This window comes from Candidatus Moraniibacteriota bacterium, assembly GCA_016699795.1.
Taxonomy (GTDB): domain Bacteria; phylum Patescibacteriota; class Minisyncoccia; order Moranbacterales.
Genome location: CP065011.1, coordinates 853,505 through 877,570, shown reverse-complemented (window position 1 = coordinate 877,570; position 24,066 = coordinate 853,505). Strand labels below are relative to the sequence as shown.

22 protein-coding genes and 1 tRNA gene are annotated in these 24,066 nt (G+C 34.9%); 2 read left to right on the top strand and 21 right to left on the bottom strand.

What is annotated here, in order from left to right; translation table 11 throughout:
• Positions 1–87: 87 nt before the first annotated feature.
• From IPN70_04095 to IPN70_04050, 10 genes are all read right to left on the bottom strand, one after another.
• Positions 88–1,065, bottom strand: coding sequence for an RNA-directed DNA polymerase (locus IPN70_04095; protein ID QQS61039.1), 978 nt, complete (start codon positions 1,063–1,065; stop codon positions 88–90).
• Positions 1,066–1,480: 415 nt separating this feature from the next.
• Positions 1,481–1,843 carry a four helix bundle protein gene (locus IPN70_04090; GenBank protein QQS61038.1) on the bottom strand — a complete coding sequence of 121 codons (363 nt, stop codon included), beginning with the start codon at positions 1,841–1,843 and terminating at the stop codon, positions 1,481–1,483.
• 50 nt (positions 1,844–1,893) lie between these two features.
• A complete protein-coding gene (locus IPN70_04085) occupies positions 1,894–3,039 on the bottom strand; it encodes a hypothetical protein (protein ID QQS61037.1) in 1,146 nt (381 codons plus the stop codon).
• Between the two features lie 222 nt (positions 3,040–3,261).
• Positions 3,262–4,413: an ATP-binding protein gene (locus IPN70_04080; protein QQS61036.1), complete on the bottom strand. Its 1,152-nt coding sequence runs from the start codon at positions 4,411–4,413 to the stop codon at positions 3,262–3,264.
• 365 nt (positions 4,414–4,778) lie between these two features.
• Entirely contained in the window at positions 4,779–6,182 is a 1,404-nt protein-coding gene (gene murD, locus IPN70_04075) for a UDP-N-acetylmuramoyl-L-alanine--D-glutamate ligase (protein ID QQS61035.1), read from the bottom strand.
• 14 nt (positions 6,183–6,196) lie between these two features.
• Positions 6,197–7,774 (bottom strand): D-aminoacylase, encoded by a 1,578-nt coding sequence (locus IPN70_04070; GenBank protein QQS61034.1) that lies wholly within the window; start codon positions 7,772–7,774, stop codon positions 6,197–6,199.
• 116 nt (positions 7,775–7,890) lie between these two features.
• Positions 7,891–8,619 carry a di-trans,poly-cis-decaprenylcistransferase gene (gene uppS / locus IPN70_04065; protein QQS61033.1) on the bottom strand — a complete coding sequence of 243 codons (729 nt, stop codon included), beginning with the start codon at positions 8,617–8,619 and terminating at the stop codon, positions 7,891–7,893.
• Positions 8,620–8,642: 23 nt separating this feature from the next.
• Positions 8,643–9,713 (bottom strand): polyprenyl synthetase family protein, encoded by a 1,071-nt coding sequence (locus tag IPN70_04060; protein ID QQS61032.1) that lies wholly within the window; start codon positions 9,711–9,713, stop codon positions 8,643–8,645.
• A 115-nt stretch (positions 9,714–9,828) separates the two neighbouring features.
• Positions 9,829–9,902, bottom strand: a tRNA-Glu gene (locus tag IPN70_04055).
• A gap of 220 nt (positions 9,903–10,122) precedes the next feature.
• Positions 10,123–11,076: an NAD(P)-dependent oxidoreductase gene (locus IPN70_04050; GenBank protein ID QQS61031.1), complete on the bottom strand. Its 954-nt coding sequence runs from the start codon at positions 11,074–11,076 to the stop codon at positions 10,123–10,125.
• A 280-nt stretch (positions 11,077–11,356) separates the two neighbouring features.
• Here IPN70_04050 and IPN70_04045 point away from each other — a divergent pair, with 280 nt between their 5' ends.
• Positions 11,357–12,502 carry a L,D-transpeptidase family protein gene (locus IPN70_04045; protein ID QQS61030.1) on the top strand — a complete coding sequence of 382 codons (1,146 nt, stop codon included), beginning with the start codon at positions 11,357–11,359 and terminating at the stop codon, positions 12,500–12,502.
• 141 nt (positions 12,503–12,643) lie between these two features.
• On the opposite strand, the gene IPN70_04040 is transcribed toward IPN70_04045, so the two are convergent.
• The 10 genes from IPN70_04040 to IPN70_03995 all read right to left on the bottom strand — a co-directional run bounded on the left by IPN70_04040 (position 12,644) and on the right by IPN70_03995 (position 21,520).
• Positions 12,644–12,925 (bottom strand): hypothetical protein, encoded by a 282-nt coding sequence (locus tag IPN70_04040; GenBank protein ID QQS61029.1) that lies wholly within the window; start codon positions 12,923–12,925, stop codon positions 12,644–12,646.
• 73 nt (positions 12,926–12,998) lie between these two features.
• Positions 12,999–15,011 carry a type IV secretion system DNA-binding domain-containing protein gene (locus IPN70_04035; protein ID QQS61028.1) on the bottom strand — a complete coding sequence of 671 codons (2,013 nt, stop codon included), beginning with the start codon at positions 15,009–15,011 and terminating at the stop codon, positions 12,999–13,001.
• 29 nt (positions 15,012–15,040) lie between these two features.
• Positions 15,041–16,318 carry a hypothetical protein gene (locus IPN70_04030; GenBank protein QQS61027.1) on the bottom strand — a complete coding sequence of 426 codons (1,278 nt, stop codon included), beginning with the start codon at positions 16,316–16,318 and terminating at the stop codon, positions 15,041–15,043.
• A 52-nt stretch (positions 16,319–16,370) separates the two neighbouring features.
• A complete protein-coding gene (locus IPN70_04025) occupies positions 16,371–17,252 on the bottom strand; it encodes a hypothetical protein (GenBank protein QQS61026.1) in 882 nt (293 codons plus the stop codon).
• A 139-nt stretch (positions 17,253–17,391) separates the two neighbouring features.
• Positions 17,392–17,580 (bottom strand): hypothetical protein, encoded by a 189-nt coding sequence (locus IPN70_04020; protein ID QQS61025.1) that lies wholly within the window; start codon positions 17,578–17,580, stop codon positions 17,392–17,394.
• A gap of 513 nt (positions 17,581–18,093) precedes the next feature.
• On the bottom strand, positions 18,094–19,131 hold the full coding sequence (mltG, locus tag IPN70_04015) for an endolytic transglycosylase MltG (protein QQS61024.1): 1,038 nt from the start codon (positions 19,129–19,131) through the stop codon (positions 18,094–18,096).
• A gap of 14 nt (positions 19,132–19,145) precedes the next feature.
• The gene (locus IPN70_04010; GenBank protein ID QQS61023.1) at positions 19,146–19,763 is read right to left on the bottom strand and encodes a methyltransferase domain-containing protein; all 618 of its coding nucleotides are present in this window, start codon (positions 19,761–19,763) and stop codon (positions 19,146–19,148) included.
• A 19-nt stretch (positions 19,764–19,782) separates the two neighbouring features.
• Complete coding sequence (locus tag IPN70_04005) at positions 19,783–20,223, bottom strand: YjbQ family protein (protein ID QQS61022.1); 441 nt, start codon at positions 20,221–20,223, stop codon at positions 19,783–19,785.
• Positions 20,224–20,249: 26 nt separating this feature from the next.
• The gene (gene trxA / locus IPN70_04000) at positions 20,250–20,570 is read right to left on the bottom strand and encodes a thioredoxin (GenBank protein QQS61021.1); all 321 of its coding nucleotides are present in this window, start codon (positions 20,568–20,570) and stop codon (positions 20,250–20,252) included.
• A gap of 254 nt (positions 20,571–20,824) precedes the next feature.
• On the bottom strand, positions 20,825–21,520 hold the full coding sequence (locus IPN70_03995) for a site-2 protease family protein (GenBank protein QQS61020.1): 696 nt from the start codon (positions 21,518–21,520) through the stop codon (positions 20,825–20,827).
• A 284-nt stretch (positions 21,521–21,804) separates the two neighbouring features.
• Here IPN70_03995 and rpmB point away from each other — a divergent pair, with 284 nt between their 5' ends.
• Positions 21,805–21,987, top strand: a complete 183-nt coding sequence (rpmB, locus tag IPN70_03990) for a 50S ribosomal protein L28 (protein ID QQS61019.1) — start codon at positions 21,805–21,807, stop codon at positions 21,985–21,987.
• Between the two features lie 77 nt (positions 21,988–22,064).
• Here rpmB and gyrB read toward each other — a convergent pair whose 3' ends face one another.
• Complete coding sequence (gyrB, locus tag IPN70_03985) at positions 22,065–24,062, bottom strand: DNA topoisomerase (ATP-hydrolyzing) subunit B (protein ID QQS61018.1); 1,998 nt, start codon at positions 24,060–24,062, stop codon at positions 22,065–22,067.
• Positions 24,063–24,066 lie beyond the last annotated feature (4 nt).

Here is a 24,066-nt window from a genome sequence, read left to right as displayed (position 1 = left end):
AAATATACCTTCATACGATATCCAACAAGCATGAAATGAATGAATTTCACAAGTTCTATTATTTTGTCTTTCGTTTTGAAATTGTATTCATCTTCTTAATAAAATTTTTTTCATATTCTGTTTTGTTTTTCGTTTTATATATATTCTATAAGGAAGGATATATCTACCAACAAAAGAAAAACCGTTTTTATACGGTTGTGTGAAAATTTTTTTCGGATGTATATAAAGCCGTCTTTTTTTAAAAAGATGCTGTTCGAGTAATTGCACAACTGTCCGAATATTCTTATTCTTAGGTATAAAAATAAGAATATCATCTACATATCGCCCATAACATCCCCCAAGACGAGAAACTATAGATCGAACATAGTAATCAAAATCACTCAAATATACATTTGCAAAAAGTTGACTTGTTAAATTTCCGATAGGTAATCCGCAACCTTTTTCAGCCCAATAAAGACTTTTATTTCTCGGCAACCCAACCCAATCCTCTTTCTTTCCTTTCACTTTAGCAGAAAAAATTGGATTATTATCAATAATTTTTTGTCCTAACCAAAAAAGAAGATCAAAGTCATATAACATAGCGTTTCGATGACGTTCTAAAAGATCTACAAAGATAGAAAATAAAATATCCTTTCGAATAGACATAAAATACCCCGCTATATCTAGTCGTATTACCCAAGCATCCGAAGAATAATTTTTTGAAACAGAGCGAAGAAAATGTATTGCACGAGATACGGCATAGGAGGTTCCCTTTCCTTTTCGACAACTATACGTATCACGGATAAACATTGTTTCACACCAGGGATTTACAGCATTAAAAAGAAAATGATGAATAACCCTATCACGAAAAGCTCCGGCAAAAATTTCTCTTTTTACTGGTCTGTTCACAATAAAACAAGAACTGGGTGAAATTCTATACGTTCTATCCATAAGCTCTTCACACAATCGCATACATTCTTTTTCATAATTCATCTCAAAAAAAATTGCGTCGTGACTTTTTCTTTTATTCTTTCGAGCGTCATAGTAGGCAGAAAGAATTTTTTCAAAAAGTTCTTGTTTATTCATAGAAAAATATTGGGATTCAAAAAAACGCGAGACGAGGATGTAAATATAAATCTCCACATCCTCTTTTTTCATACATCATCGCGTATCAGTTCTTGAGACAACGGACACTAAACCCGTTAGCCTGGGAATTAGGATTGCGATTGACACCAGCAGACCCAGAATTCAAATTACGATTCCAAGCATTCGAGCCTGAAACTGACGAAGACCAAAGGTTCGTGTTCGTCCCTCGATTGTCAAACGTGCCGGAGGTATTACGGTTACCAGCGAGCGTTATGTCAAATAGCCACTATTACTCTTGAACAAATGCTACACGCTTTTGTCCAATGGAATACCTTATTCCTACTCCTCATTTTTATATTTCCCGAAAAACGAGAGGGCTATGGAACTGATTTTGGCGCACTCGCGAAAGCCTTGACTATTCGCGACTCTGGCCATTTTGTTGATAATTCTTCCATCCTGTAAGTTGTCTACTGGCTGTCTCTAGATCCAAAGATAATTGAGCAAAAGATTTTAAACTTATATTTTTAGTATCTTTTAAAAGCCTCATTAGAAGCCGTATTCGTTCTAAATGAAGGATTCCTTTTTGAATTTTTTCTTTTCTTCCTTCTCTGGATGCATTTGCTTCCACAATACAAAGAGTCATTTCAACGGCTTCATTTTTTATTTTCTCCCCAACGGTATATTTATACTCTTTTGGAATATGTTTGGAAAAAAGAAAAAAATCTCTAAGAAAATCATAGCTCGCTCGATATACTGGGAGATTATGATGCATTGCCATATTTTTTTTCGGAAAAAGAATAAAATAAAAAAAGAATAAAAGAAAATATATCAGTTCTTGAGACAACGGACACTAAACCCGTAAGCCTGGGAATAAGGACCGCGACCGACACCATCAGACCCAGAATTCAAATTACGATACCAAGCATCCGAGCCTGAAACTGACGAAGACCAAAGGTACGTGTACGCCCCTCGAACGACAAACGTGCCGGAGGTAAGACGGTTACCAGCGAGCGGTATATTCATATTTGATATTCCATTTACTTTGAGCTTGGTTCCTGCACTGATACAATCATACGCTCCTGAACGTGAAGCATTGCAGGTTGCAAGCGTGTCTTTGAGGTACTGATCAAGCGTGTTTTGTTCTGCATCCGTTGGTATGTGCCAACCTGTGGGGCAGATGCCTTGAGCTCCCTCTGTCGTTACCCAACTCATTGCTTCGCTCCAATGATACAAACCCCCTTCTGAAATACAGTTCGCACTATTATTATCATAGCACCATTTTTCTATCGTTCCATTATTGGTAGGAAGGGTACTTGCACTTGCAAGCATCGTTCCTACATTAAGATTTCTATTGAGCCAGCATTGTGTCCCCACCCAGATAGATCCATAACGATTGCCATCCGCATCCTGAGCCACGCCACAGCCATTATCCGATCCACAAAGATTCCCAGTACAAGAATAACTCGTACACTGCGTATAACTTGTACAACTTGCTCCAGGAGGGCGGAGAGAAGAAACAGCTCCTCCACTCACCACAATACCGTCATTCGTTCCCGCATTGAAATCCGCATCACTTGTTTGTATCCAGCTATTATTTACTCCCACAATTTTTACTTCTCCAGGAGTAGATGTTGTATCAATGTTTGTATCTTTCGAAGCAAACTCCGTCCAGTTTTCTTGATTATTGGTATGTGTAGCAGTATTTACTGTTACTCCTCCTATCCAACTACTTTGAATCCATCCATACGTTGCTCCTTTTATATTTTTTGAAAAGAAAAAAGAGACTCCTCCTAAGATAAGAATGGTTAAGAGGAAAGTAGAAGTGAGTTTTCTTTTTTTGGAGAGGAAAGAAAAAAAAGAAGAAAGAGAGATTTCTTTTTTTTCTTTTATAGAATAAGTATTGTTTTTTTCTTTTCGTATTCCATCAAGAGTTCTTTGTAGTTTGGGGGGAGTATTTTTTTTCGTAAACATCATACTATTTTATTGTATAATAAATGTTCTTTTTTTTGTTTGTGAAATAATCTTTTTTCTTTTTTTAGTATAGGATGTTTTGTGTTTTTTGTGAAATGCTGGATCTCCGATTCCGCGAGGAGTCCGCAACGTGGCGGTCCATCCGAATTTCTGGATTGCTTCGCTACGCTCGCAAAGACAGAAAAAACAAAACATCATCACTCGAAAGAACGGGGAAATCCTCTCTTATACACCCTCTTTGTCTTCATTTTCTCCCGCGATAAAGTCCCAATACTTTTCTCGAGTAATATTTTCAAAATGAGATTGCGTATATTCTTCTATAAATTCTTTTGGTGGTTGTTTTTTGTCCATACTCCATTTGAATTCGTAGGCAAAAAACTCACCTCCACGTTCTTCTACAAGATCAATTTCTTTTTGATTGTACGTTCTCCAAAAGTATCGATTGGCAAAAATTTTCTGATAGGAACATTTTTTCAATCGTTCAATAAAGAGAAAATTTTCCCAAAGAGCTCCTACATCATTTCGTAAAGCAATTTCATTAAATTGTGAAAGTAATGCATTACGAACACCAAGATCAAGAAAATAATATTTTCGCTTTCCCCTTACTTCATTTCGGAGGTTACGTTTTAAGGTCGAAAGTGAAGTAATAACAAAGCCCTTTTCTAGTATATCGAGGTATTTTTCGATAGTCCGCACATTAGCATTGAGTTGTTGTGCGAGTTCGTTAAGAGAAACTTCGCTCCCAATTTGAAGAGCAAGTAATGTAACAAGATCAACTAAGACTCGAGATTTTTTTACGCCATCTAAAGCAAGAATATCCTTTAATAAATAAGAATCTACAATATCATTGAGAAATATTATTTTTTCCTGTTTACTCGGAGCAAGAAAAACATCTGGATAGGAACCATAAATCAAGAATTCTTCAAGTCTTTCTTTAAGATCAAAAATATTGAATTCATTTTTAAGTTCAACTTGAGCGAATGGATAAAGAGTAAGAGTGTTTTTTCTCCCCACTAAAGGCTCTCCAATTTGATTAAACAATTCAAAACTCGAAGAACCTGTCACAATAATCTTTATCCTAGGAATCTGATCAACTATGATTTTTAATCCCATTCCGATAGAAGGTATTTGCTGAGCCTCATCAATAGCAATAAGCTCATTATCACCAACATATTCTTTCATTTTTTCAAAATCACCAGAAGCAAAAAGTTCTTGAACTCGTAAATTTTCACCACTATCAAAACGATACTTTAAAGAAGTTTTTTCAAGAAGTTCCTTGAGAAGTGTTGTTTTTCCAACTCTTCGTGGTCCATACAGTACCAATACTTTATTCGGACATAATAATGGCTCGAGAGGGCTAAAAAATCGCTTTATCATATATTTATGTATTTATAATACAAATTATTACATTAATTTATGTATTTACAATACACAAAATTAACAAAATAAGCAAATATCCTCTTTTTTTCTCTCTTTTTTCTGTTTGCAAGATCTTTCCCTCCGTCGTTTCGAGGCTCTGCGTGGCAATCCAGGATTATACGGTGAAGACTTTATTTTTTTGAAATATATACCCTCTATTTTTTTTCTCGAATATACTCTGAATTGCTTCGTCACTTCGCGGACTCCTCGCAAGGACTCTTTTTCCGTCTCCGCGAGATTTCCGCCAAAGGCGGACCAAGTCTCCACTCCTCGAAGATTCATCAGTCGAAAAGATGGAAAAGATTCTATTCTCTTAAAAAAAATTAATGAAGATCTCTTACCGCTTGACGAAATTTATTTCCCCTATCAAATTCATTCTCAAACATACCAAAACTCGCTGCTCCTGGAGATAACACTACGATATCCCCCGTCTCTGCTAGGCTCAAAGCTTGCGTTACTGCTTCTGTTATCGATTGTGTTTCTATAAACTTCTTTTCTCCTTCTTGCCTATTATCTTCGAGCGCCTTTATCATATCCTGTGTTGCCGTACCAGAGAGAAAAACAATTGCCTTTGCTTTATGAAGGAGCGCTTTTGCAAAACCTTCATAGTGAAGGCCTTTATTAGATCCCCCTGCTATAAGGATAACGGGTTGAGTAAAAGAATGAAGTGCAGATATAGTCGCTTCAGGTATAGTGGCTGTCGTATCATTATAAAATTTAACCCCTCTCATCTCTCTTACAAATTCAAGCCGATGAGGAACGCCTTCAAGTAAAGGTATATTTTTTCGAAGATCTTCCAAAGACATTCCATACGCTATACAAGCACCGACAGCTGCCATAACGTTAAGAACATTATGATTACCCCTCAAGGTAAGATCTCGACTCTCCACAATACGGTATGTTTTTTCACCATCTCCATATACCAGATAATCCCCTTCAATACTCACAAACTTTCCCTCTTCTGGTTGAGAAAATCCAAAATATATAATTTTTGATCGCGCTTCTTTAGAGAGTTCTCTTACAACATCATCATCATAATTAAGAAGAAGCCAATCATTTTCATTTTGATAACGAAAAATATTTTTTTTGTCTTCCAAATATTCTTCCATAGAAGAATAATAATTTAAATGATCAGGAAGAAAATTTTTAAACACCGCTATATGAGGACTCTTCTTGAATTTCACCTTGTTGAAAGCACTCAAACGCCAGCTTGAAAGTTCAAAAACACAAACAGAATATTTTTCAATTTCTCCTAAAACATCCAAAACGGGAACCTGCCCTATACCCACTTGAGCAACTTTTTCTCCTGCCAATTCAAGGAGCCTACTTGTAAGAAGAGATACTGTTGTTTTTCCTTTCGTTCCTGTAACACCAATAATAGGAGAAGAGCTATAATGAAAAAACAAACTCGAATCCATTTCTACGGGTATATTCTTTTCCAAAGCTAGACGAATATAGTTATTTTCCCAAGGAATAGCTGGGGATTTTATAATCAGATCAGCAAAAATAAAATCTTCTTCTCGGTGTCCTCCGAGTACATACTGAATATTTTTGTATTTTTTTAATTGCTCCAAAGACGGTGCGAGCTGTTCTTTTGTTTTTAGATCCGTAACTGTTATTTTAGCATTGGCCTCTGCAAAAAAACGAACGGTACTTACACCTCCTCCGTGAAGACCCAAACCATATACTGTTATTTTCTTTCCCGAGAATTGTTCTTTCCAAGACATACTCTGTATATTCTTTATTTCCGTTTAACAATCAATCCAGAATTTTTCGCAACACATTGGGAATCCCTCCATGCAAACTCTCCATTTACCACAACGTATTCAATCCCACTTGCATACTGATAAGGATTTTGTACGGTAGCTTCATCTCGTATTTTATCCGGATCAAATACAACAATGTCTGCATAGTTTCCTTCTTTTAAGACTCCCCTCTGAGAAATACCGAAACGTTTCGCTGGAAATCCCGTTATTTTATACAAAGCTTCTTCCAGAGAAAGGAGTTTTTTCTCTCGCACATAATGACCAAGGAACCTCGGGAATGCTCCAAAATTTCGAGGATGAATTTCTTCCCCAATAATTTTATGTTTCAAACTATATCCCGAACCATCAGAACAAATCATAGAAAGAGGATGTTTCATAGCCTTTTCCATATTTTCTTCACTAAGAACATTCATTCGTGCCAGCGCTCTTCCTTCACTTGCAAGAAGAATTTCAATAAAGGCCTCTTCTGACTCGATACCTCTAGATTTTGCAATTTCTGAAATGTTTTTCTTTGTAAGTGATTGATTGAGAAATGTTGCACTTAAAATATGCATTTTTTCAAATTCAAAAGAAGATTGTTTCATCTCAGAAACAATTTGTCTTTTTGTGGGGAAATCTCGCAATCTTTCAAGCATAGGCATTCTTCCCCCTTCACAAACCCAATCAGGGAGTAATGTATAGAGAACGGATCCAGAAAAATCATAAGGAAATACATCAAAACTCACATCAACACCTTCTTGAGATGCAGTATCTAAGAGAGAAAGCGCTCCATCAAAACTTTGCCAATTTCTTTTTCCCATCACTTTAAGATGAGAAATATGCAAACGGGATTGAGTGTTTTTTGCATATTCCAGCATCTCCCCCAAAGATTCCTGAATAAAAGGTCCTTCATTACGAAGATGAACTGTTATAATACCCTTCGCAGAAACTGCTTTCATAAGAGATTGTATCTCTCTTTCATCCGCAGCCTTTGCGTGTGTATACGCTAAACCAAAAGATAATCCAAGAGCACCCTCTTGAAGAGAAGTCTGAACTGCCCGCACTGCTTGAGCTAACTCTTCTTCTGTACAGGCTCGATTTTCATCTCCAACTAAAGCACGTCGAAGAGTGTTGTGTCCCACCAACGTAGCGAAATTGAGAGGAATGCCACGAAGAGCAAGGTAAGAGAAAAATTCACAAAGATGTCCCCAATTTGCATGAACAGATCGAACTTCAATCCATTTTCGTATAGAATCTATGGCCTTTTCATTGAGCAGTGGTGCAAGAGATGAACCACAAGAGCCTCCAATGATGGTTGTTATTCCTTGAGAAAGAAGGCTTTCTAATTTTGGATCAAAAAACATTCTCCAGTGTGTATCACTATGATTATTTACATCGATAAATCCTGGAGAAACAACCTTTCCTTCGACATCAATAGATTCTCTTGTTGCTTGATTTTTTGAAATTTCCCCCATTTCATGGATAAAACCATCTTTGATTGCCACGTCAGCACGAACGGGTTTTGCTCCAGTTCCATCGTATACCAAACCCCCGCGAAGAAGAATGTCGTACATATATTTAATTTTATTTTTTATAAAGATCTTACTGTCTCATCAATTTTTCATCCCATTACAAGAGAAGTTTGAAAATTGTGGGAAAAAACAGAAATTAACAATGGTCTCTCTTTAATTTAAGCACCTAGTCTTCTTTTTCGCCGTGAAAATTCTTCTATAGCTTCCGTAAACATTTCCGGCCCGAAATCTGGATAGCAGGTATCTGAGAAAAAAAGTTGAGCATTTGCTACTTCCCACATCATAAAACCAGCACTTAAATGAGGCTCTCCTCCCGTTCGAACAAGATAATCAACAGAAGGAATATCTTTTGTAAAAAGATATTTTTTTATAGTTTCAGGATGAATATCTCGTGCAGATATACCATCTTCTATCATTTTTTGTATAGCAAAAAGCATCTCTCTATCACCATTATAAGCCAAAAAAAAGTTAAGCATACGATCAGTATACTCTTTCGTTATATCTATACATTCCAAAAGAAGTGATTTGAGAGATTCTGGAAATTGTTTTTCCCATTCACCCAAGACACGAATCCTTACACCATTTTTATGAATTTCATCACTTCTTAACAATCGCTCGAAGTATACTTTATAGACATCAAGAAGCTCTTTCTTCTCTCGAATTGGTCGCTTTGTTAGATTATCTTGCGATGATCCCCAAAAAGAAAGACATTTTATTCCTAAATTATTTGCAGTTTTTATAAGCTTTTCTGTATTCTCAGCACCGAAACGATGACCCTCCCAAGGAAGAAGATCTCTGTTTTTTGCCCAACGACGATTGCCATCTGGAACGATAGCCACATGATTGGGAACGACAGATATAGGAAGAACGTGCTCCTTTTTTTCCATATATATTTATTGCCTATTCATTACTATGTTTTTCTTTCTGCAAGATAAGAAATTACTGAAAAAAGAAAATCTCGAGAATACGTATCCTGAGTTACCATTCTTTGCACTACTTGACGTGCTTTTTGTAATAATTCTTCTTGAAGATTGTTTGCATAGTCAAAGGAGCCTGTTTCTTTGAATAATTGCTGAATACGACAGAGCTTCTCTTGAGTAAGAGTTGTCCCCCAAAGGCTTTTCAATTCTTTTTTTTGATTTTTATTTCCTCGTTGATGAGCTCCCGCTACAAGAAGAGTCATTTTACCTTCTTCCAAATCAGATCCCATCACTTTTCCTACAGAAGTTTCTTCGCCATAAATACCGAGAATGTCATCTTGTATTTGATACGCTATACCCATAGGAATTGAATATTCTTTCATATCATCCAGAAGCTCTTGTGATCCTCCAGCCAAAGTGACACCCAAACAAAGAGGTCCTTCAAAAGTATATCTCGCTGTTTTAAGTTCATACATCAGAAGAATTTCTTCTTCAGTTGCAATTTTAGAAGAAAATCCCATTTTCACATCTTTAATTTGACCAATAACCGTTGAAAGAACAATAGACTGAAGTCGCTTGAGGGCTATTACGATATCATTAGGATCAAACGTAGAAGAAAAAATGCATTGACCTCCATAAGCCGTAAGAATATCCCCAATAGATATTGCCATAATATTACCAAAATGAGTCGTATCTTTTTCTGGAAAATATTTTATTCCGTATTCGCGAAAGTGAGCATGGATAGTTTTCTTCCCATGCCGAACATCATCACGATCCATAACATCATCATGAATAAGTAAAAAAGCATGGACAAGTTCAATACTCATCGAAGCTTTTATTATTTCCTCAGTATTTTTTCCTCCTGCAGCAAGATATCCAATATACATCATAGCAGCACGAATTCTCTTTCCGCCTGAAAGAAGAATTTCTCTCGCCTGTATTAATGCGAGAGAAACTAAATGGTCTTGTTTCTTTGCTAAAGCAATTTCCCGATCAAGAAACAGTTTCAATTCAATATCCAACCTCTTTTTAAAAAGAGCTAATTCTTCATGAATATTCATAAAAATTCGTTCGATTTTTCACTAAAATTGATCTTTTAGATTTTTTGTTTTCTCTAAAAAATTCCAAAATAATAACACTTTATTCTAAAAATACAACAATTTTATTGCCGCATTGTACCGCTAAGGGGATTCGAACCCCTGTTACCAGGATGAGAACCTGGCGTCCTGACCGGGCTAGACGATGGCGGCATTTTTCTCACTCAATACTTGCGAAAGTATAACATAAAAGAAAAAACTCGCAAGAGAAAAGTTCTAAAAAAGAATTTACAGAGCGTAAAACGAAAAAAATAAAGATTTTTCTTAAAAAATTTTTCGAAACTTTTAAAAATAAAAGGGTTTAAAAAAATCTCCGTATACCTTGTAACCTCTACGATAAGTCTCTTACGGTTTAATTTTAGGGAAAGTATTATTATACCTTCTTATTTTCCTTTATATAATCCTTTAATGCCTCTTCCCAATTTCGCATAGCCTCTATTTTTGTTGAAACGAGAACTGACCTTTCAGGACGAGTAGCATTCCTTTTAAATTCATTTGGGGATACCGCTGTAAGTTTTGTATGAATACCCATTTCGTCAAAAAGTTTTTTCGTAGCACTGTACCACGTTTCTTCTCCTTTATTCACAAGATGATATATTCCGAAAGCCAAACCTGAAGAAAGTATTTTTTCAGTTTGTAAAGCAAGGTCAGGAGCATAGGTAAAACAGCTTATTTCTCCATCAACAACTCGAACTTCATTTTGAGTTTTTGCCAATTTTTCGATACTTTCAAAAAAACATTGTTTTGAATAATTTCCAAAACCAGACTTTCCAAAAAGTTTAGAAAGTCGAAAAATATAATATTGATCCCCTACTTTCTCGATTTTTTGCTCTCCTTCATATTTTGTCATACCGTACCGAGAAAGCGGATTGGGTAAATCATTTTCTCTGTACCCATCAAATTTTCCACTCGGACTTTTGTAAGAACAACCAGAACAGCCACTTCCACAACATCCAGGGGCCCGACCTCCCAAACGATACTGAGGGCGATTTCCATCAAAAACATAATCAGTCGAATAATGTACAAAAATGGAACGAAGATCTTTAGCGATTTCTGCTAAGACACCAGGAACATGTGTATTAAGAATTTTGGCCTTTTCATATTCCTCATCATCAATTTCGCACACATCTACCGCATTATAAGCACAAGCATTAAGAATAATATCAGGCCAGAGATCTGAAACTTTTTCGCGAAGAATTTTTTCATCACTCACATCAAAATCATCTCTATCCCAAGCAATAACCTCGTAAGATTCTTTTTTAGAAAAAGATTTAACAAGTTCCTGTCCTAACATTCCTTTGGCACCAAGAATAAGTACTGATTGCATATTATTTTATTCTCTTATAGGACTATTGGCAATCTCCTTTCGTATATGAAATTTTCAAATTTTTTTGCGAAAATTGTAAAAATTTGTAAGGAATATCTGGATATTCTGTCAAATTTTTACCGAATTTGTAGTAAAAATTTGAAGATTGTAATAAAAAATGGAGATTGGCAATAGCTCCCTTATACTATTTTAGTGTAACAAACTCTCTTTAAAAATGACACCTTCTCAAAGAAACCGCAAATTGATATACTAGAGAAAGATTTATATTAACATCGTTTCCATGACAAAAAAAGCAAACGTTCTTCTCAAAAAAATTTTATTTTTTATTCTTGGTACACCCTCATTGATATTTCTTTTTATTTTTGGTTTTTTTTCTTATTCAGCAGCTCAAAACGTTATTGCTGAGTTTAAAGACATGCCTTCGTATCTAGGTCTTACCGAATCGATAACTATTCATTTTACAGAAGCAATAACGACAGAAAATTTTCGAGAATCTCTTCGCATTACACCCAAGACAAATGTTTTTGTTTCATGGGAAAAAAACAACACCCTCGTCATAAAACCAAAATCTATTTGGAAACCAGAAATGGACTACACCATAACCCTCCCCGAAGGAAAAACAAAATTCATGTCGACATTTCCAGGAAAGACACTTTCTTTTAAAACTATTCCTTATCCGAAAGTGGAAGAAGTTTGGCCTGAAAATAATGCGACAGATGTTGTTGTGGGAATTGAAGACCCTTTATCCGTTAAACTTGATCGCGGTGCTGGAGATTTTTGGATAGACTTTTCTCTCAATCCCAAGCGTCAGGTTATCTATCAAAGCAATGACAATCGATCAAGATTTGAAATACTACCAAAAGAAACATTCGAAAGTGGTGTGCCATATACTGTGGATGTTGTCGCTTATCCTATTGATTTCCCAAATGAAGAATATCAAAAAAAGATTACTACTTTTTCTTTTACCACACTCCCTCCTCGCCCCTCCACATGGTCTTTGAATCTCAATGATCGCCTCTCTGAAGTAAGAAAATATACCAATCCGAAAGTATTAGAAGGAAAATATATTGATATTAATATTAGCGCTCAAATAATGACACTTTTTGAAAATGGAAGTTTTGTTGACTCCTATCTTATCTCTTCTGGAAAAAGAGGTATGGATACGCCCAAAGGAACATTTGCTATTCACAATCAGTTCCCTAGACCCTGGTCAAAACAATATTCTCTTTTTATGCCTCATTGGATGGCGATAACTCCGGATGGAAAGTATGGCATTCATGAACTTCCAGAATGGCCAGGAGGTTATAAAGAAGGGGCGAATCATCTTGGAATACCCGTTTCTCATGGCTGTGTTCGTTTGGGAGTTGGCCCTGCTCAAAAGGTTTATGAATGGTCATATATTGGAATGCCCGTGATCATATACTAAAAACCCTTCTCTTTAAAGCGAGAATGGTTTCTTCTATCACTCAAAATTTCATAATTTCGGCTGTAAATTACCAAAATTATTTTAAAATATATCGACACCTCTTCGAAGATTTTTAAAATTTTTACTCGAAGTTAAAGAAATCTAATTCCCTACAACGTTTCTCTTTTTCTTTAATCGATCAATTTCAGTTTGAAAGTAAAATTCTTCTTTCAAACTATTTTTAAGCTCTTTTGAAAGATCTTCTAAACGAGCTTGAAGTACCAAAATCTGATCATTTAAACGCCTTTTTTCCAAAAGAAGATCCTCTTTTTTTCTCGCATTTCGTTTCAAATCAGATTCTATTATAACTAATTCATTTTCAATTTCAGCCATTAATTTTCTTCGCTCGTTTTGCTCTAAATTCTCATAACTTCTTAGATACATACATCAATTTCTATCATCAAATAAAATAAGCTAAAAAAACAAAATAGTTTTTTCAAAATTTCTTCTACAAGTACTATTCAGAATTTTTCTTTTGAGAAAAATCTGTATCTTCATTTTCTTGGGGTCCATTTCGCTTAAGGCTCTCAAGCAATGTTCGAATATCATTAGAATTTGGTTTCTGTAATGATCGAAACTTCTTTGGTGCTACATATTGCATTTGAGAAAGAGACATTGCCGGTTCACTTGAAGTATACACCTTGGAAGAAGTGTTCTTGTTTTCTAAAGTAATTTCTTCTTCTTTTCTTGGAGGCTCAGATTGCTGAACAATGCGGGGTCTACTGTGAGACTTTGTCGCTCCTCGAGCAAGTGCTGTTTGTCTCTGGTGTTCTTTCAAATGTTCTCTACAAAAAGTAGGTCTTGTTACATCTGGTTTGAAAGGAACTTGAATAGGAACACCACAAGATTCACAAACAGAATCATAAAGAATTCTTACTGTTTTTTCTTCTTGAAGAGGATGTGTTTTATGTTCTTCGGACAAAATATTTTTTGGGCTAACTTCTTTAGAAACTTGCTCCCTCTCCACTTGTTTTTCAAAATTTTGCTCATTTGGCTGTGCTTCTCTTTGAGGAAGAGTTATCTCTTCATGCAAAAGCTCTTTTTGTACGACAATAGGTGGTGTAACGAGAGGATGAGTAGGTACTTCATTTTCCTCAACAGATGCTTTTGCAAAATGAGGGGGATTACTTTTCATTTCAAATTTTCTCTCTTTTGGTTCTTCTCTTTTTGAGGGGAAAAGCAATTCGTCCATACCACTTCGTTTTCGAATATCTGCTTCCACCTGCTCACGAGAAGATGTGTATCGTTTTCGAGTTTCAAAAATAACTTGCTCCGAAACATCTTCTACTTCTTGTCCTTCCACAGGAGGAAGTGTTGTTGCGCTAAAAGCATCTCCAGCCACGCCATCTATCATAAGCTTTAAATAAATATGATATTTAGGAAGATTCACAAGATCATTCTGCAAAAAAACAGGCTCGAATTCCTTCTCTAAAAATTCAGCATCTGCTGCTCCCACACGAAACGATACCAATGTTCCCGCATTTCCAAAGATAGAATCACGAACCTTTTCTTCAATCTGTGTTATGTACTGATTAGCAAGGATAAGATTTAATCGATATTTTCTCGCTTCTGAAAGAATATTAGCAAAAGATTCTGTAGCGAAATTCTGAAACTCATCTACATACAAATAAAAGTCATTTCGACTTTCTTCTGCAATATCTACACGACCCATGGCCGCAAGCTGAATTTTCGTAATCATCATAGCACCCAAAAGTGCGCTATTATCTTCTCCTATTCTTCCTTTCGACAAATTGAAAATGAGGATTTTCTTCTCATCCATCGCTTGTCGGATATTAAAAGAGGATTCCGTTTGACCAACGATATTTCGAATTAATGAACTCGAAAGAAATTGGCCTACTTTATTTTGAATCGGAGCGATTACTTCTTGCAAAACTCTATCATTCCACTTTGTAAATTCATCTACCCAAAAACTTCGCACTACAGGATCAGTAATATAAGAAGCAACTTCTTTCTGATATTTCTTGTCAACCAAAATACGCATCACACCCAAAAGAGTACTTTCTGGGTATTCCAAAAGAGCAAGAAGAGCATTTCTCAGAATATATTCCAATCTTGGTCCCCATGAATCTGCCCATAGTTTTTTAAAAACACCCACCAAACCTGATGCAACAAGATGTCGGTACGCTGGATCCACTCTTTCCATCACATTGAAGGCTATAGGGAAATCTTGATCAGCAGGATTAAAATAGATAACATCTTTAATTCTTTCGGGTGGAATAAGGTGTGTAAGTTTTTCTGAAGTATCTCCATGGGGATCCACATAAGCTACGCCATGTCCATTTTTAATATCTTGACTTACAAGATGTTCCAAGAGATTCGTTTTTCCCATTCCAGTCTTTCCAATGATATACATATGCCGACGTCTATCATCGGTCTTTATTCCAAACACTACCTCCCTATTACGGAAATTAGTTTTGGCAAATTTTGTTATTTCATTTAGATTTGTCATAGGAAAAAGTATACCACAAAATAAGGAAATTAGAAAGGAAGATTTATTGGAGCGCTTCCTCTTTTAGCACTTACACGTCGAAAGAAAGGTGAAATGACAGCCATATCAGGAAGATGAAAAACAGTAGCAAGTTCTTCTGTACTAAAAATAAATCTCTTTCCCGAAGGATCTCTATCACGATATCGATTGAATATTTTTCTCTGTCGATAATTCAATCTCGAAGTTTTCATAATATAATTTGCGTATGTTTTGGAGGCATCCTCTGGACGAAGCCCGTTATAGTTCATATCTGAAAACTGTTTAATTCCTCCCATCAAACCAGAAACGAACGTTGCTTTATCAAAACCTATTTTCTTTCCCACATAAACCATTCTCATTTTTACCTGGAAAACATTCTTTCCAACATTTCCTTCCAAAGCCTCAAGAATACGTTTTTCCATAGGAGTTAATCGATCCTCCAAAGGTTGAGCATCTTTTTTTTCTTCACTTGTTGAAAATTGTGGCGGACTAAAAATACCCGATACAATCGCTTTAATCACATCAAAAAAATCTTTTATGAATTTATCCCAAAATCCAGGTTTTTTAGTTACTCGTCCAGCTCGTTCTTGCACATATTGACGACCCTCCTTTGACCAACCTTCTGAAACTGGGGTGATAATATACTGAAGCCATAAATGTTGCTCAGGGGTAAGTTGTCCCATTATTTCAATAAGACCTGCAAGAGGGTCTATCATCTTTCCAGTAACATCTTCTTCAAAATGTCTATACGTTTTAATTGGCATCGGATCAGGCTCAGTAAGCTCAAAATCAGAGCCCCAGATATCCCATTCATCATTAGGAATTACAGGGGGAACTTCGTGTATATAATCCTCCACCTCAAGAATTTCTACTTCAGGATATTGTGCATAGAGATGAGCCTCTACAAGATGTTGAAATTGTTTAGGTGTTCGAATATAAAAGTGAACCCCCTTTCCCCCACTTCCCACAAACTCCAAAGAAAAAGAATCTACAAAGAAACCATCCAGATACTGTTCAAAAACATTTGGTGTTTTATAAGCACCGGCCATTCCAGAGTACAAAGCCTCCATTGGCTGAGGACTTTTTTCGATATTTTGAGGAGGCGTGATTTCAAGAAGAATAAAACTCATCTTTCCAGCATATCTATCATTCACATAATCCATCCAAAGAAGCATGAAGAGATAATAAAAAGCAAACGGCAAAACAAAAACCCAGATTACAGAGATAACATCAAAAAATTCCCCGAGTTGGAAAAAAAATCCAGAAGATATAATTGCTGTAAGATTCATCGGTTTAATGTTTGTATATTATTTTTTATTATCTTCGTATTTACGAAAGAAATCAAGAAAAGTTTTTCCATTCAGAAAGACCGTAAATTCCCCTTCCACACAACACAAACAAAGAGCTCTTTATAAGTTCATTATGAACTGTTTGAGAATTAACTTTTCTCGAAGAAAGTCCAAGCTCGTGAATTTTCTGAGATATTTGCGTAAAATGCATCGGTTTTCCATGAAAACGAAGTGCTAAATATGCGCGTTGACCCGCACTTTTCGGTCGTATTTCTCCCCATTTCAGCATACCCCATTCTCCAAGAGGATTTTTATCAATAGTTGCACTAGAAATCAAGAAAGATTCTAAATGAAGAATATCAGCCTGCTCATCGGAACGTTCGCAAAGAATTTTATGAAGGAATTCTAAAGAGCTTGGTTTTTTAATATCTTGTAAGAACGATTCAACATCCTCAATAACTTTCTGAAATCTTTTATGATCAAAACCTATCATAGAAACAGCATGAGTGACATAGCGATTGGGAGAAAGTACTACAAATTTATCAGAAAGATCGAGAATAAAATCAAGCGCACCATCATCTCCTGGAACTTTTATATCAAGATTATGCAAAAGACCTTTTTTGGAAAGGATCCCTCCACGCTCAGAAAGAGTAGTACTCACAGTCTCTATAGCGCTATCAAGACTCTTCATGCCCCTATCTCTCGAAACTTTCATTGCATATTGAATAATCTGACGTACACGTTCTCGGGTTACTCCGTACTCACAACCAATAGCTTCAAGTGTTTTCCCTTTTTTTAATTTTCCACTCAAATTATATCGATCTGAAAGAACGCTTTGTGTTCTTTCAGGAAAATCTCGTAATATTTCTCTCACACCAAAAAGAAATTGGCTCTCCGAAGACTTTTTGTGAAAAGATGATAATGATGATTTCATTGTTTTACAGGTCTTTAATCAGTTTCATACGTATAGAAACAAAATAAAATATAATTGAAGTATTGTCAAGGAGTAAAAATTTTTTCCTCCCTTGAAGAAAAAGAAAAAAGCCTTCATTGAAGGCGTAAAGAGTTTCATTTCAAATGAAATCATTTAATTTTTTATCCTCACCATACATGATGGTCAGAAATTTTCTCACCATTTCTTCGTTTAAGCTCGACGAGTACTCAGATGAGGAAGGTTCAAGAATTATTCTTATTTTTTTTTCTTGAATCGAAGATCTCACTTCTTCTTCTTGAGCAAATTCCAAAAAAGACAAGGTTGCCATAACTAATTTCCTCCTCTTTTAAAATATTTTCATCTCCTTTATCCCACAAAAAATCAAACTTGTCCACAAATGTTACATTACAGCGTCAAATTTACATTTACAAAGTTTCGAAATCTTTATAGATGAGAACTTTTGTTTCCTATATTCAAACACTCGACGTCTCTTTTTTAATAATACGGAAGTTTATTTAACTTATATTGTTGCGTAACATTAAGTGGTTCAGTTGCAATAAATCTAAATTTTAAAATTCTATCCTCGAATATTCTATAAAAGTGTTCAACTTTTTCATTTGTATCTGTTATCGTCACTATTATAAAAACAATTAGTTCTAAAGAAAAATCCTTCCCAGTTGGAAAGACTCGTACTTACACTTTCAAAAAAATATGTTTCAAAATAATTTATTTATTAATAATATTGTATTCTTCCTTAACTTTAGATTAAAAGAATAATTTACTACAAATAGAACAGTAAGAAATAAACTCATTAGTGTTAAATGTACATCAAAAAATACATTTACAATCCCGTTTTTTCTTTATTTATTTTATGCTCCTCAAAATTTTTTGCGAAATACGTATCTCCTGTTTCAGGATCGTTTAAGAAAAATAAATATTCCGATTTTTCTGGAAAAAATGCCGCCTCAAGAGAATTTAGGGATGGATTAGATACTGGTCCGGGTGGTAAGCCATCATGAGTATAGGTATTATAAGGAGAATCCACTGTTAAATCCTCTGCCGTATATTGAACTTTTCTTTCTCCCAAAGCATAAGCGACCGTAGCACAACTCTGAAGTCGCATATTGGAAGTTAATCGTTTTTGAAAAATACCACTCACAATTTTTCTATCTCTATCTACACGAACTTCTCCTTCCAAAATACTTGCAAGAATAACCTTTTCATAAAAAGCATTTTGATCAAATATTCCGTCTGAATAAAAAGCATCTTTATGAACACGAAAAACTTTTTTCTCAAATGTCTCTAAAAGCATTTCTATAATATCCTGCGCCCTGTCATCAGAAGCAAAAATATAAGTATCTGGAAAAAGAAAGCCTTCGAGAGATCTTCCTTGTGGCAAGGAGGAAAGGAAAAGAAATTTTTCAAGTATTTCTTGCGAAGGGTTTTGGGTAAGTTTGAAGAATTCTTCTCCTCGAAAACCTTTTGCGGTCAATCTATCTGCCATCTGACGAGATGTCCAACCTTCAGGAAAAGTTATTTGATTTTGAACATCTTTTTTTCTTCCTAATTTTTCATCTGTCAAAATATAGGCGATGTCCATACTAGAAAGGCCTGGTTTAATTGAAAATTCTCCCGCAAAAAATTTACCTCTCAGATCATCACTCCATGTTCCTATAATAAAAGCCCATTCGGAGCTTATTAATCGTTGTTTCTTTAACTCACGCGCAATATCAAGAACATTTGATCCTTCTTGAATAGTGATAAGGAGAGGTTCAGATCCTTGATAAGCAATATCTTTTTTATATAAATGAAATATGCTCAGATATACAAAAAAACAAAGCGTAAATAGAAGAAAAATAATTATTTTTACTATTTTCATATTTTTATTCTCTATCACCTTCCTTCATCGGATAAAAAAGAAAATCCCGCATAGGATTCTTTCTTAATATTTCCATCTTTATCCTTAGAAATACGCCAAATTCCATTATATAAAGGCATGACTATAACACCATTACATTGAAGCTGTTCAAGAAAAACATCAGGGATATGATCGAAACTAATATTGACCATTATTCTATCATAAGGAGCTTCTTTGGGATATCCCTTTTGAATATCGCATTGTTGTATTTCCACTTGTTTTCTCGTTATGAACTGGTATTTATCAACATTTTCGCGAGCAAGTTCTACTAAACCTGAAGATTCTTCAATACCAATAATTTTTCCTTCTTTTCCTACTATGTAAGCAAGAATTGAAGTTATCCACCCAGAAGCACTGGCAATTTCAAGAACTTTTTGTCCCTGTCCCACATCAAGGAGTTCAATCATAGTGGCAGCTACTTGTGGCTGAATCATAGTTCTTCCAAAGCCAGCGGGAAGAGAAATTTCTGCATCTGAAAATTGAGAAAACTCATCAGAAAGAAATTCAACTCGTTGAATTTCTGAGAAAGCATCTACTACTCTATCAGTCAAAAGATATCCTTTAAGAATAAGATTGTTTACCAATTGACTCATAAAAAACAAATAAGAAAATTTATTCTCCCATTATTTGAACAACAATATCTCGCTTTCTGGATCCATCAAATTCTACAGCGAATATACTTTGCCATCGTCCCAAAGATACCACTCCTCTTTCTATTGGAATTGTTTCACTATTCCCAACAAGAAGATCTTTGCAGTGAGAATGACCATTACTTCGTCCATCACTCTTTATTTTTTTCTTTAATTCAAAGAGATCATGATTATATCTATTATCTACAGGAGAAAGTCGGTACATCATAGACATAAAATCCTGAAGAAGAAGTGGTTCATTGTGATTAATACACACACCCATCGTAGTATGAGAAGAAAAAACAAGAACTATTCCTTCACGAACACCACTTTTTTCAATGATATTTTGAACTTGTTCTGTAATGTCAATAAAATCTATTTGTGATTTCGTTTCAAACTTTATTGTTTGTGTTTCTATTTTCATTTTTTCTTTTTCTTAATACGCTGAAATTACTTTGAAAAAGACTGGAGAGATTCTTTAAGAAAATCAAGAGATTGTACCCCTGTCATTTCTTTTACGATCTGACCATCTTTGAAAATTTTAAGAGTAGGAATGGACATAATTCCATATTGACTTGCCTTTTCAGGATTTTCATCTACGTTCAATTTTCCTATTTTTGCTTTTCCTTCCATTTCTTTAGCAAGGTCTTCGATTACTGGACTCATCATTTGACAAGGTCCGCACCATGGAGCCCAAAAATCGACTAAAACGGGAACATTACTTTTAAGAACTTCTTCATCAAAATTACCATCCGTAAATACTACTTCCATATATACAATGATTTTTTCTTTCCTTCATTTTTATTAAAAAGAAAATTATAATCCTTATTAATTATTTAGTAAATAAATTTTACCATATATTTTTTTGACAATCAATACATTACGCAGGTAACGACAAGTCTCCCCAAAACACATTCCTTCAAAAAAGACTCCTCCCTCAGGAAGAGTCTTCTGTTTTTTATGATTTCATTTTTTAATAAAAAATCTCAATGTAGTTTTTCTATAGGAAAAATTTCTCCTCAAGATCAAATCATGAGTGAAAAGAAAATATTTAATGCCCATGACATAAGACCATTTATTAAACCTCCAAAGAAAATCATAATAAAAAGAAGAATAAAAAAGCCATATTGTTCTAGAAAAATTTTTGTTTTTATATCAAGAGGAAAAAGAGCATAAAGAATTTTAGAACCATCTAACGGAGGAATAGGAATAAGGTTAAAAAAAGCTAAAATAACATTCCAAAAAACTACATAGACAAGAAGAATAAATGCGATGGATTCAAATGAACCCGAAAGCATTTGTGTTATTTTTTCCCAATCATTAAGATTATAAATCATTTCTTTTTTTGTAACAGAAGAAAGATTTATTAAATAAGAAAGAATCACTGCGACAATTGCCAATAAAAGATTCGTAGCAGGTCCAGAAAGAGCCACAAGAAGCTCTCCTTTTTTTCTATCTCGAAGATTATTAGGATTGTAAGGAACTGGTTTTGCCCAACCAAATGCCATTTTTCCACCCGAAACAAGAAGGAGCATTATAGGAACAAGAATTGAACCAATGGGATCTATGTGACTTTTTGGATTTAAACTTAATCTTCCTGCATATTTAGCAGTAACATCTCCTAACCACAAAGCAACCCATCCATGAGAAATCTCATGAAGGATAATACTATAAATAAGAATAAGAACATAGAAACCAATAAGGATTAATTCATTGCTCATAGACTATGGAAAAAAATAATAAGTTATAATAATAAAAAATACTTTATTTAAGACAAAAAATGAGTCTTAAATATTACTTCAAAAAGTATTCTTTTATTCATAATTCTTTCAAAAAACACAACATAAATTTTCAAATTTTCACAGTATTTTCTATATTTTCTCAAATATAGAAAGGATCTTCTATTTTATTCATCTTACCTTCGAGAATAAAGACTTGCGTTTTAACAATCCCTATGTTATAACTCTATACGATGTTTTCGTATAAATCAATGGAAAGAATGAATATGAGTCAAAAAAAATGCCAAATGTGTGACAAAACGGCAAGAACAGGAAATAAGAGAAGTCACTCAAACATTGCCACAAGACGACGATTCGGTGCTAATATTCAAACGAAAAAAATCGAAGGAAAAACTATTCGATTATGTACGAGTTGTATTCGAACACTTGCCAAACAAGAAACTAAATAGTTTCCTCGTTTTTAGTTTTTAAAAAACATCCTTTTATAAAAGGATGTTTTTTAATATTTCTACTATTTTTCTAAGTATTAAACATCAAGATTTTTTACACGTTTAGCATGGGTTTGTATAAAACTCTTTCTTGGAGCAACTTCCTTTCCCATAAGAATTTCAAATACTCTATCAGCTTCTTGTGCATCTTGAATAGTTACTCGGTACATCATTCTTGTATCCGGATTCATAGTGGTTTGCCACAGAAGTTCCGGGTTCATTTCTCCCAAACCTTTATATCTCTGGATATTTACCCCTCCAACACTCTCTTGATTTTCATTGGAAGCTTCTGCTTGAGAATCCTCTTCGTTCAAAAGACTTTCTTTGATACCAAATTTTTTAAGTGCTTCTATTTTTTCTTCTTCTGTATACACAAATTTTATCGTCCTTCCTTTTTGAAGCCTATACAATGGCGGTTGAGCGATATAAACAAACCCTTGTTGAATAAGTTCTTCAAAATACCTATAAAAAAACGTCAATAGTAGAGTTCTAATATGAGCACCGTCCACATCAGCATCCGCCATGATGATTATTTTATGATATCGTAATCTACTCACATCAAAAGTGTCTCCTATACCTGTTCCGAGAGCAATAATAATAGGTTTGAGGGTATCAGACTTAACTATTTTATCTAATGTCGTTTTCTCAACATTTACTAATTTTCCTCGAAGTGGAAGTATAGCCTGATATCGTCTATTTCTCCCCTGTTTGGCACTACCACCAGCAGAATCTCCCTCTACGATAAATACCTCTGATTCACTTGCTTTTTTCGTCGAACAATCAGCTAGTTTTCCTGGGAGTGCCATTCCTTCCAAGGCGCCTTTTCGAAGTACAGCATCTTTTGCAGCGCGAGCAGCTACGCGAGCCCTTACTGTCAAAAGACATTTTTCAAGTATTGCCTTCGCTTCTGCGGGATGACTTTCCAAATAATCAGATAATCCTTCTGCGATAGCATTAGAAACAAGACCTCTCATTTCTCCGTTTCCGAGCTTTGCTTTTGTTTGACCCTCAAATTGAGGATCTGTAAGTTTTACACTCAAAACAGCGGTTAAGCCTTCTCTAAGATCGTCAGAAGTGAACGCACCATCTTTTTCTTTTAAAAGGTTATTCTTTTTAGCATAGTCATTAAGAACTCTTGTGAGCGCCATTTTGAATCCCGTAACATGGGTACCGCCTTCAGGATTATAAATATTATTAGCAAAAGAATATAAATGTTCTTTGTAGCCATCTGTATATTGGATAGCTGCTTCTACAATAGAACTTTCTACTTCTTTATATATATAAATAGGATATCGATGTTTCGTCTCTTGAGATCGATTGAGAAACTCAACAAATGAAATAATCCCAGCATCAAAAGAAAATGCGTAACGGCGAATGCCTTTTTCTTCTTTTTTTCTTTCATCGTATATTTCTATCTTAACACCCCTCGTTAAATACGCTTGCCAACGAACATAATCAAGTATTCTTTTCCATTGAAATTTTATCTCGGGAAATATCTCTGGATCAGGTCGAAATGCTATAATCGTTCCAGTTTTTGTAGATGTTCCTATTTTTTTCAAATCAGCAGAGGGCTTTCCTTGTGAATATTCTTGAGAAAAAACTGATCCCTCTCGATGAATATCAGCACGAAGCCACACAGAAAGAGCGTTTACAACTGATATACCAACACCATGAAGACCTCCTGATATTTTATAACCACCACCACCAAATTTTCCTCCAGCATGCAAAATAGTAAGAACCGTTTCCAACGTAGATTTTCCAGTCTGAGGATGTTTTTCTACGGGAATACCTCGACCATCATCTCCGATTTCCACAGTATTATCAGGAAGAAGTCTAATAAAAATATTTTTACAATGTCCTGCTATAGCTTCATCTATAGAGTTATTAACAATTTCCCATATCAAATGATGAAGCCCCTCAAGAGAAGTTCCTCCTATATACATTCCTGGGCGCTTACGAACTGGGTCCAATCCTTCTAAAACTTGAATGGATTTTGCTCCATATTCCTGCTCTTTCTTTACATTTTTTTCAACCATACCC

Excerpts from the sequence above, each read along its gene's own strand:
- IPN70_04095 (QQS61039.1), bottom strand. The coding sequence starts at position 1,065 with ATGAATAAACAAGAACTTTTTGAAAAAATTCTTTCTGCCTACTATGAC.
- IPN70_04090 (QQS61038.1), bottom strand. The coding sequence starts at position 1,843 with ATGGCAATGCATCATAATCTCCCAGTATATCGAGCGAGCTATGATTTT.
- IPN70_04085 (QQS61037.1), bottom strand. The coding sequence starts at position 3,039 with ATGATGTTTACGAAAAAAAATACTCCCCCCAAACTACAAAGAACTCTT.
- IPN70_04080 (QQS61036.1), bottom strand. The coding sequence starts at position 4,413 with ATGATAAAGCGATTTTTTAGCCCTCTCGAGCCATTATTATGTCCGAAT.
- murD (QQS61035.1), bottom strand. The coding sequence starts at position 6,182 with ATGTCTTGGAAAGAACAATTCTCGGGAAAGAAAATAACAGTATATGGT.
- IPN70_04070 (QQS61034.1), bottom strand. The coding sequence starts at position 7,774 with ATGTACGACATTCTTCTTCGCGGGGGTTTGGTATACGATGGAACTGGA.
- uppS (QQS61033.1), bottom strand. The coding sequence starts at position 8,619 with ATGGAAAAAAAGGAGCACGTTCTTCCTATATCTGTCGTTCCCAATCAT.
- IPN70_04060 (QQS61032.1), bottom strand. The coding sequence starts at position 9,713 with ATGAATATTCATGAAGAATTAGCTCTTTTTAAAAAGAGGTTGGATATT.
- IPN70_04050 (QQS61031.1), bottom strand. The coding sequence starts at position 11,076 with ATGCAATCAGTACTTATTCTTGGTGCCAAAGGAATGTTAGGACAGGAA.
- IPN70_04045 (QQS61030.1), top strand. The coding sequence starts at position 11,357 with ATGACAAAAAAAGCAAACGTTCTTCTCAAAAAAATTTTATTTTTTATT.
- IPN70_04040 (QQS61029.1), bottom strand. The coding sequence starts at position 12,925 with ATGTATCTAAGAAGTTATGAGAATTTAGAGCAAAACGAGCGAAGAAAA.
- IPN70_04035 (QQS61028.1), bottom strand. The coding sequence starts at position 15,011 with ATGACAAATCTAAATGAAATAACAAAATTTGCCAAAACTAATTTCCGT.
- IPN70_04030 (QQS61027.1), bottom strand. The coding sequence starts at position 16,318 with ATGAATCTTACAGCAATTATATCTTCTGGATTTTTTTTCCAACTCGGG.
- IPN70_04025 (QQS61026.1), bottom strand. The coding sequence starts at position 17,252 with ATGAAATCATCATTATCATCTTTTCACAAAAAGTCTTCGGAGAGCCAA.
- IPN70_04020 (QQS61025.1), bottom strand. The coding sequence starts at position 17,580 with ATGGCAACCTTGTCTTTTTTGGAATTTGCTCAAGAAGAAGAAGTGAGA.
- mltG (QQS61024.1), bottom strand. The coding sequence starts at position 19,131 with ATGAAAATAGTAAAAATAATTATTTTTCTTCTATTTACGCTTTGTTTT.
- IPN70_04010 (QQS61023.1), bottom strand. The coding sequence starts at position 19,763 with ATGAGTCAATTGGTAAACAATCTTATTCTTAAAGGATATCTTTTGACT.
- IPN70_04005 (QQS61022.1), bottom strand. The coding sequence starts at position 20,223 with ATGAAAATAGAAACACAAACAATAAAGTTTGAAACGAAATCACAAATA.
- trxA (QQS61021.1), bottom strand. The coding sequence starts at position 20,570 with ATGGAAGTAGTATTTACGGATGGTAATTTTGATGAAGAAGTTCTTAAA.
- IPN70_03995 (QQS61020.1), bottom strand. The coding sequence starts at position 21,520 with ATGAGCAATGAATTAATCCTTATTGGTTTCTATGTTCTTATTCTTATT.
- rpmB (QQS61019.1), top strand. The coding sequence starts at position 21,805 with ATGAGTCAAAAAAAATGCCAAATGTGTGACAAAACGGCAAGAACAGGA.
- gyrB (QQS61018.1), bottom strand. The coding sequence starts at position 24,062 with ATGGTTGAAAAAAATGTAAAGAAAGAGCAGGAATATGGAGCAAAATCC.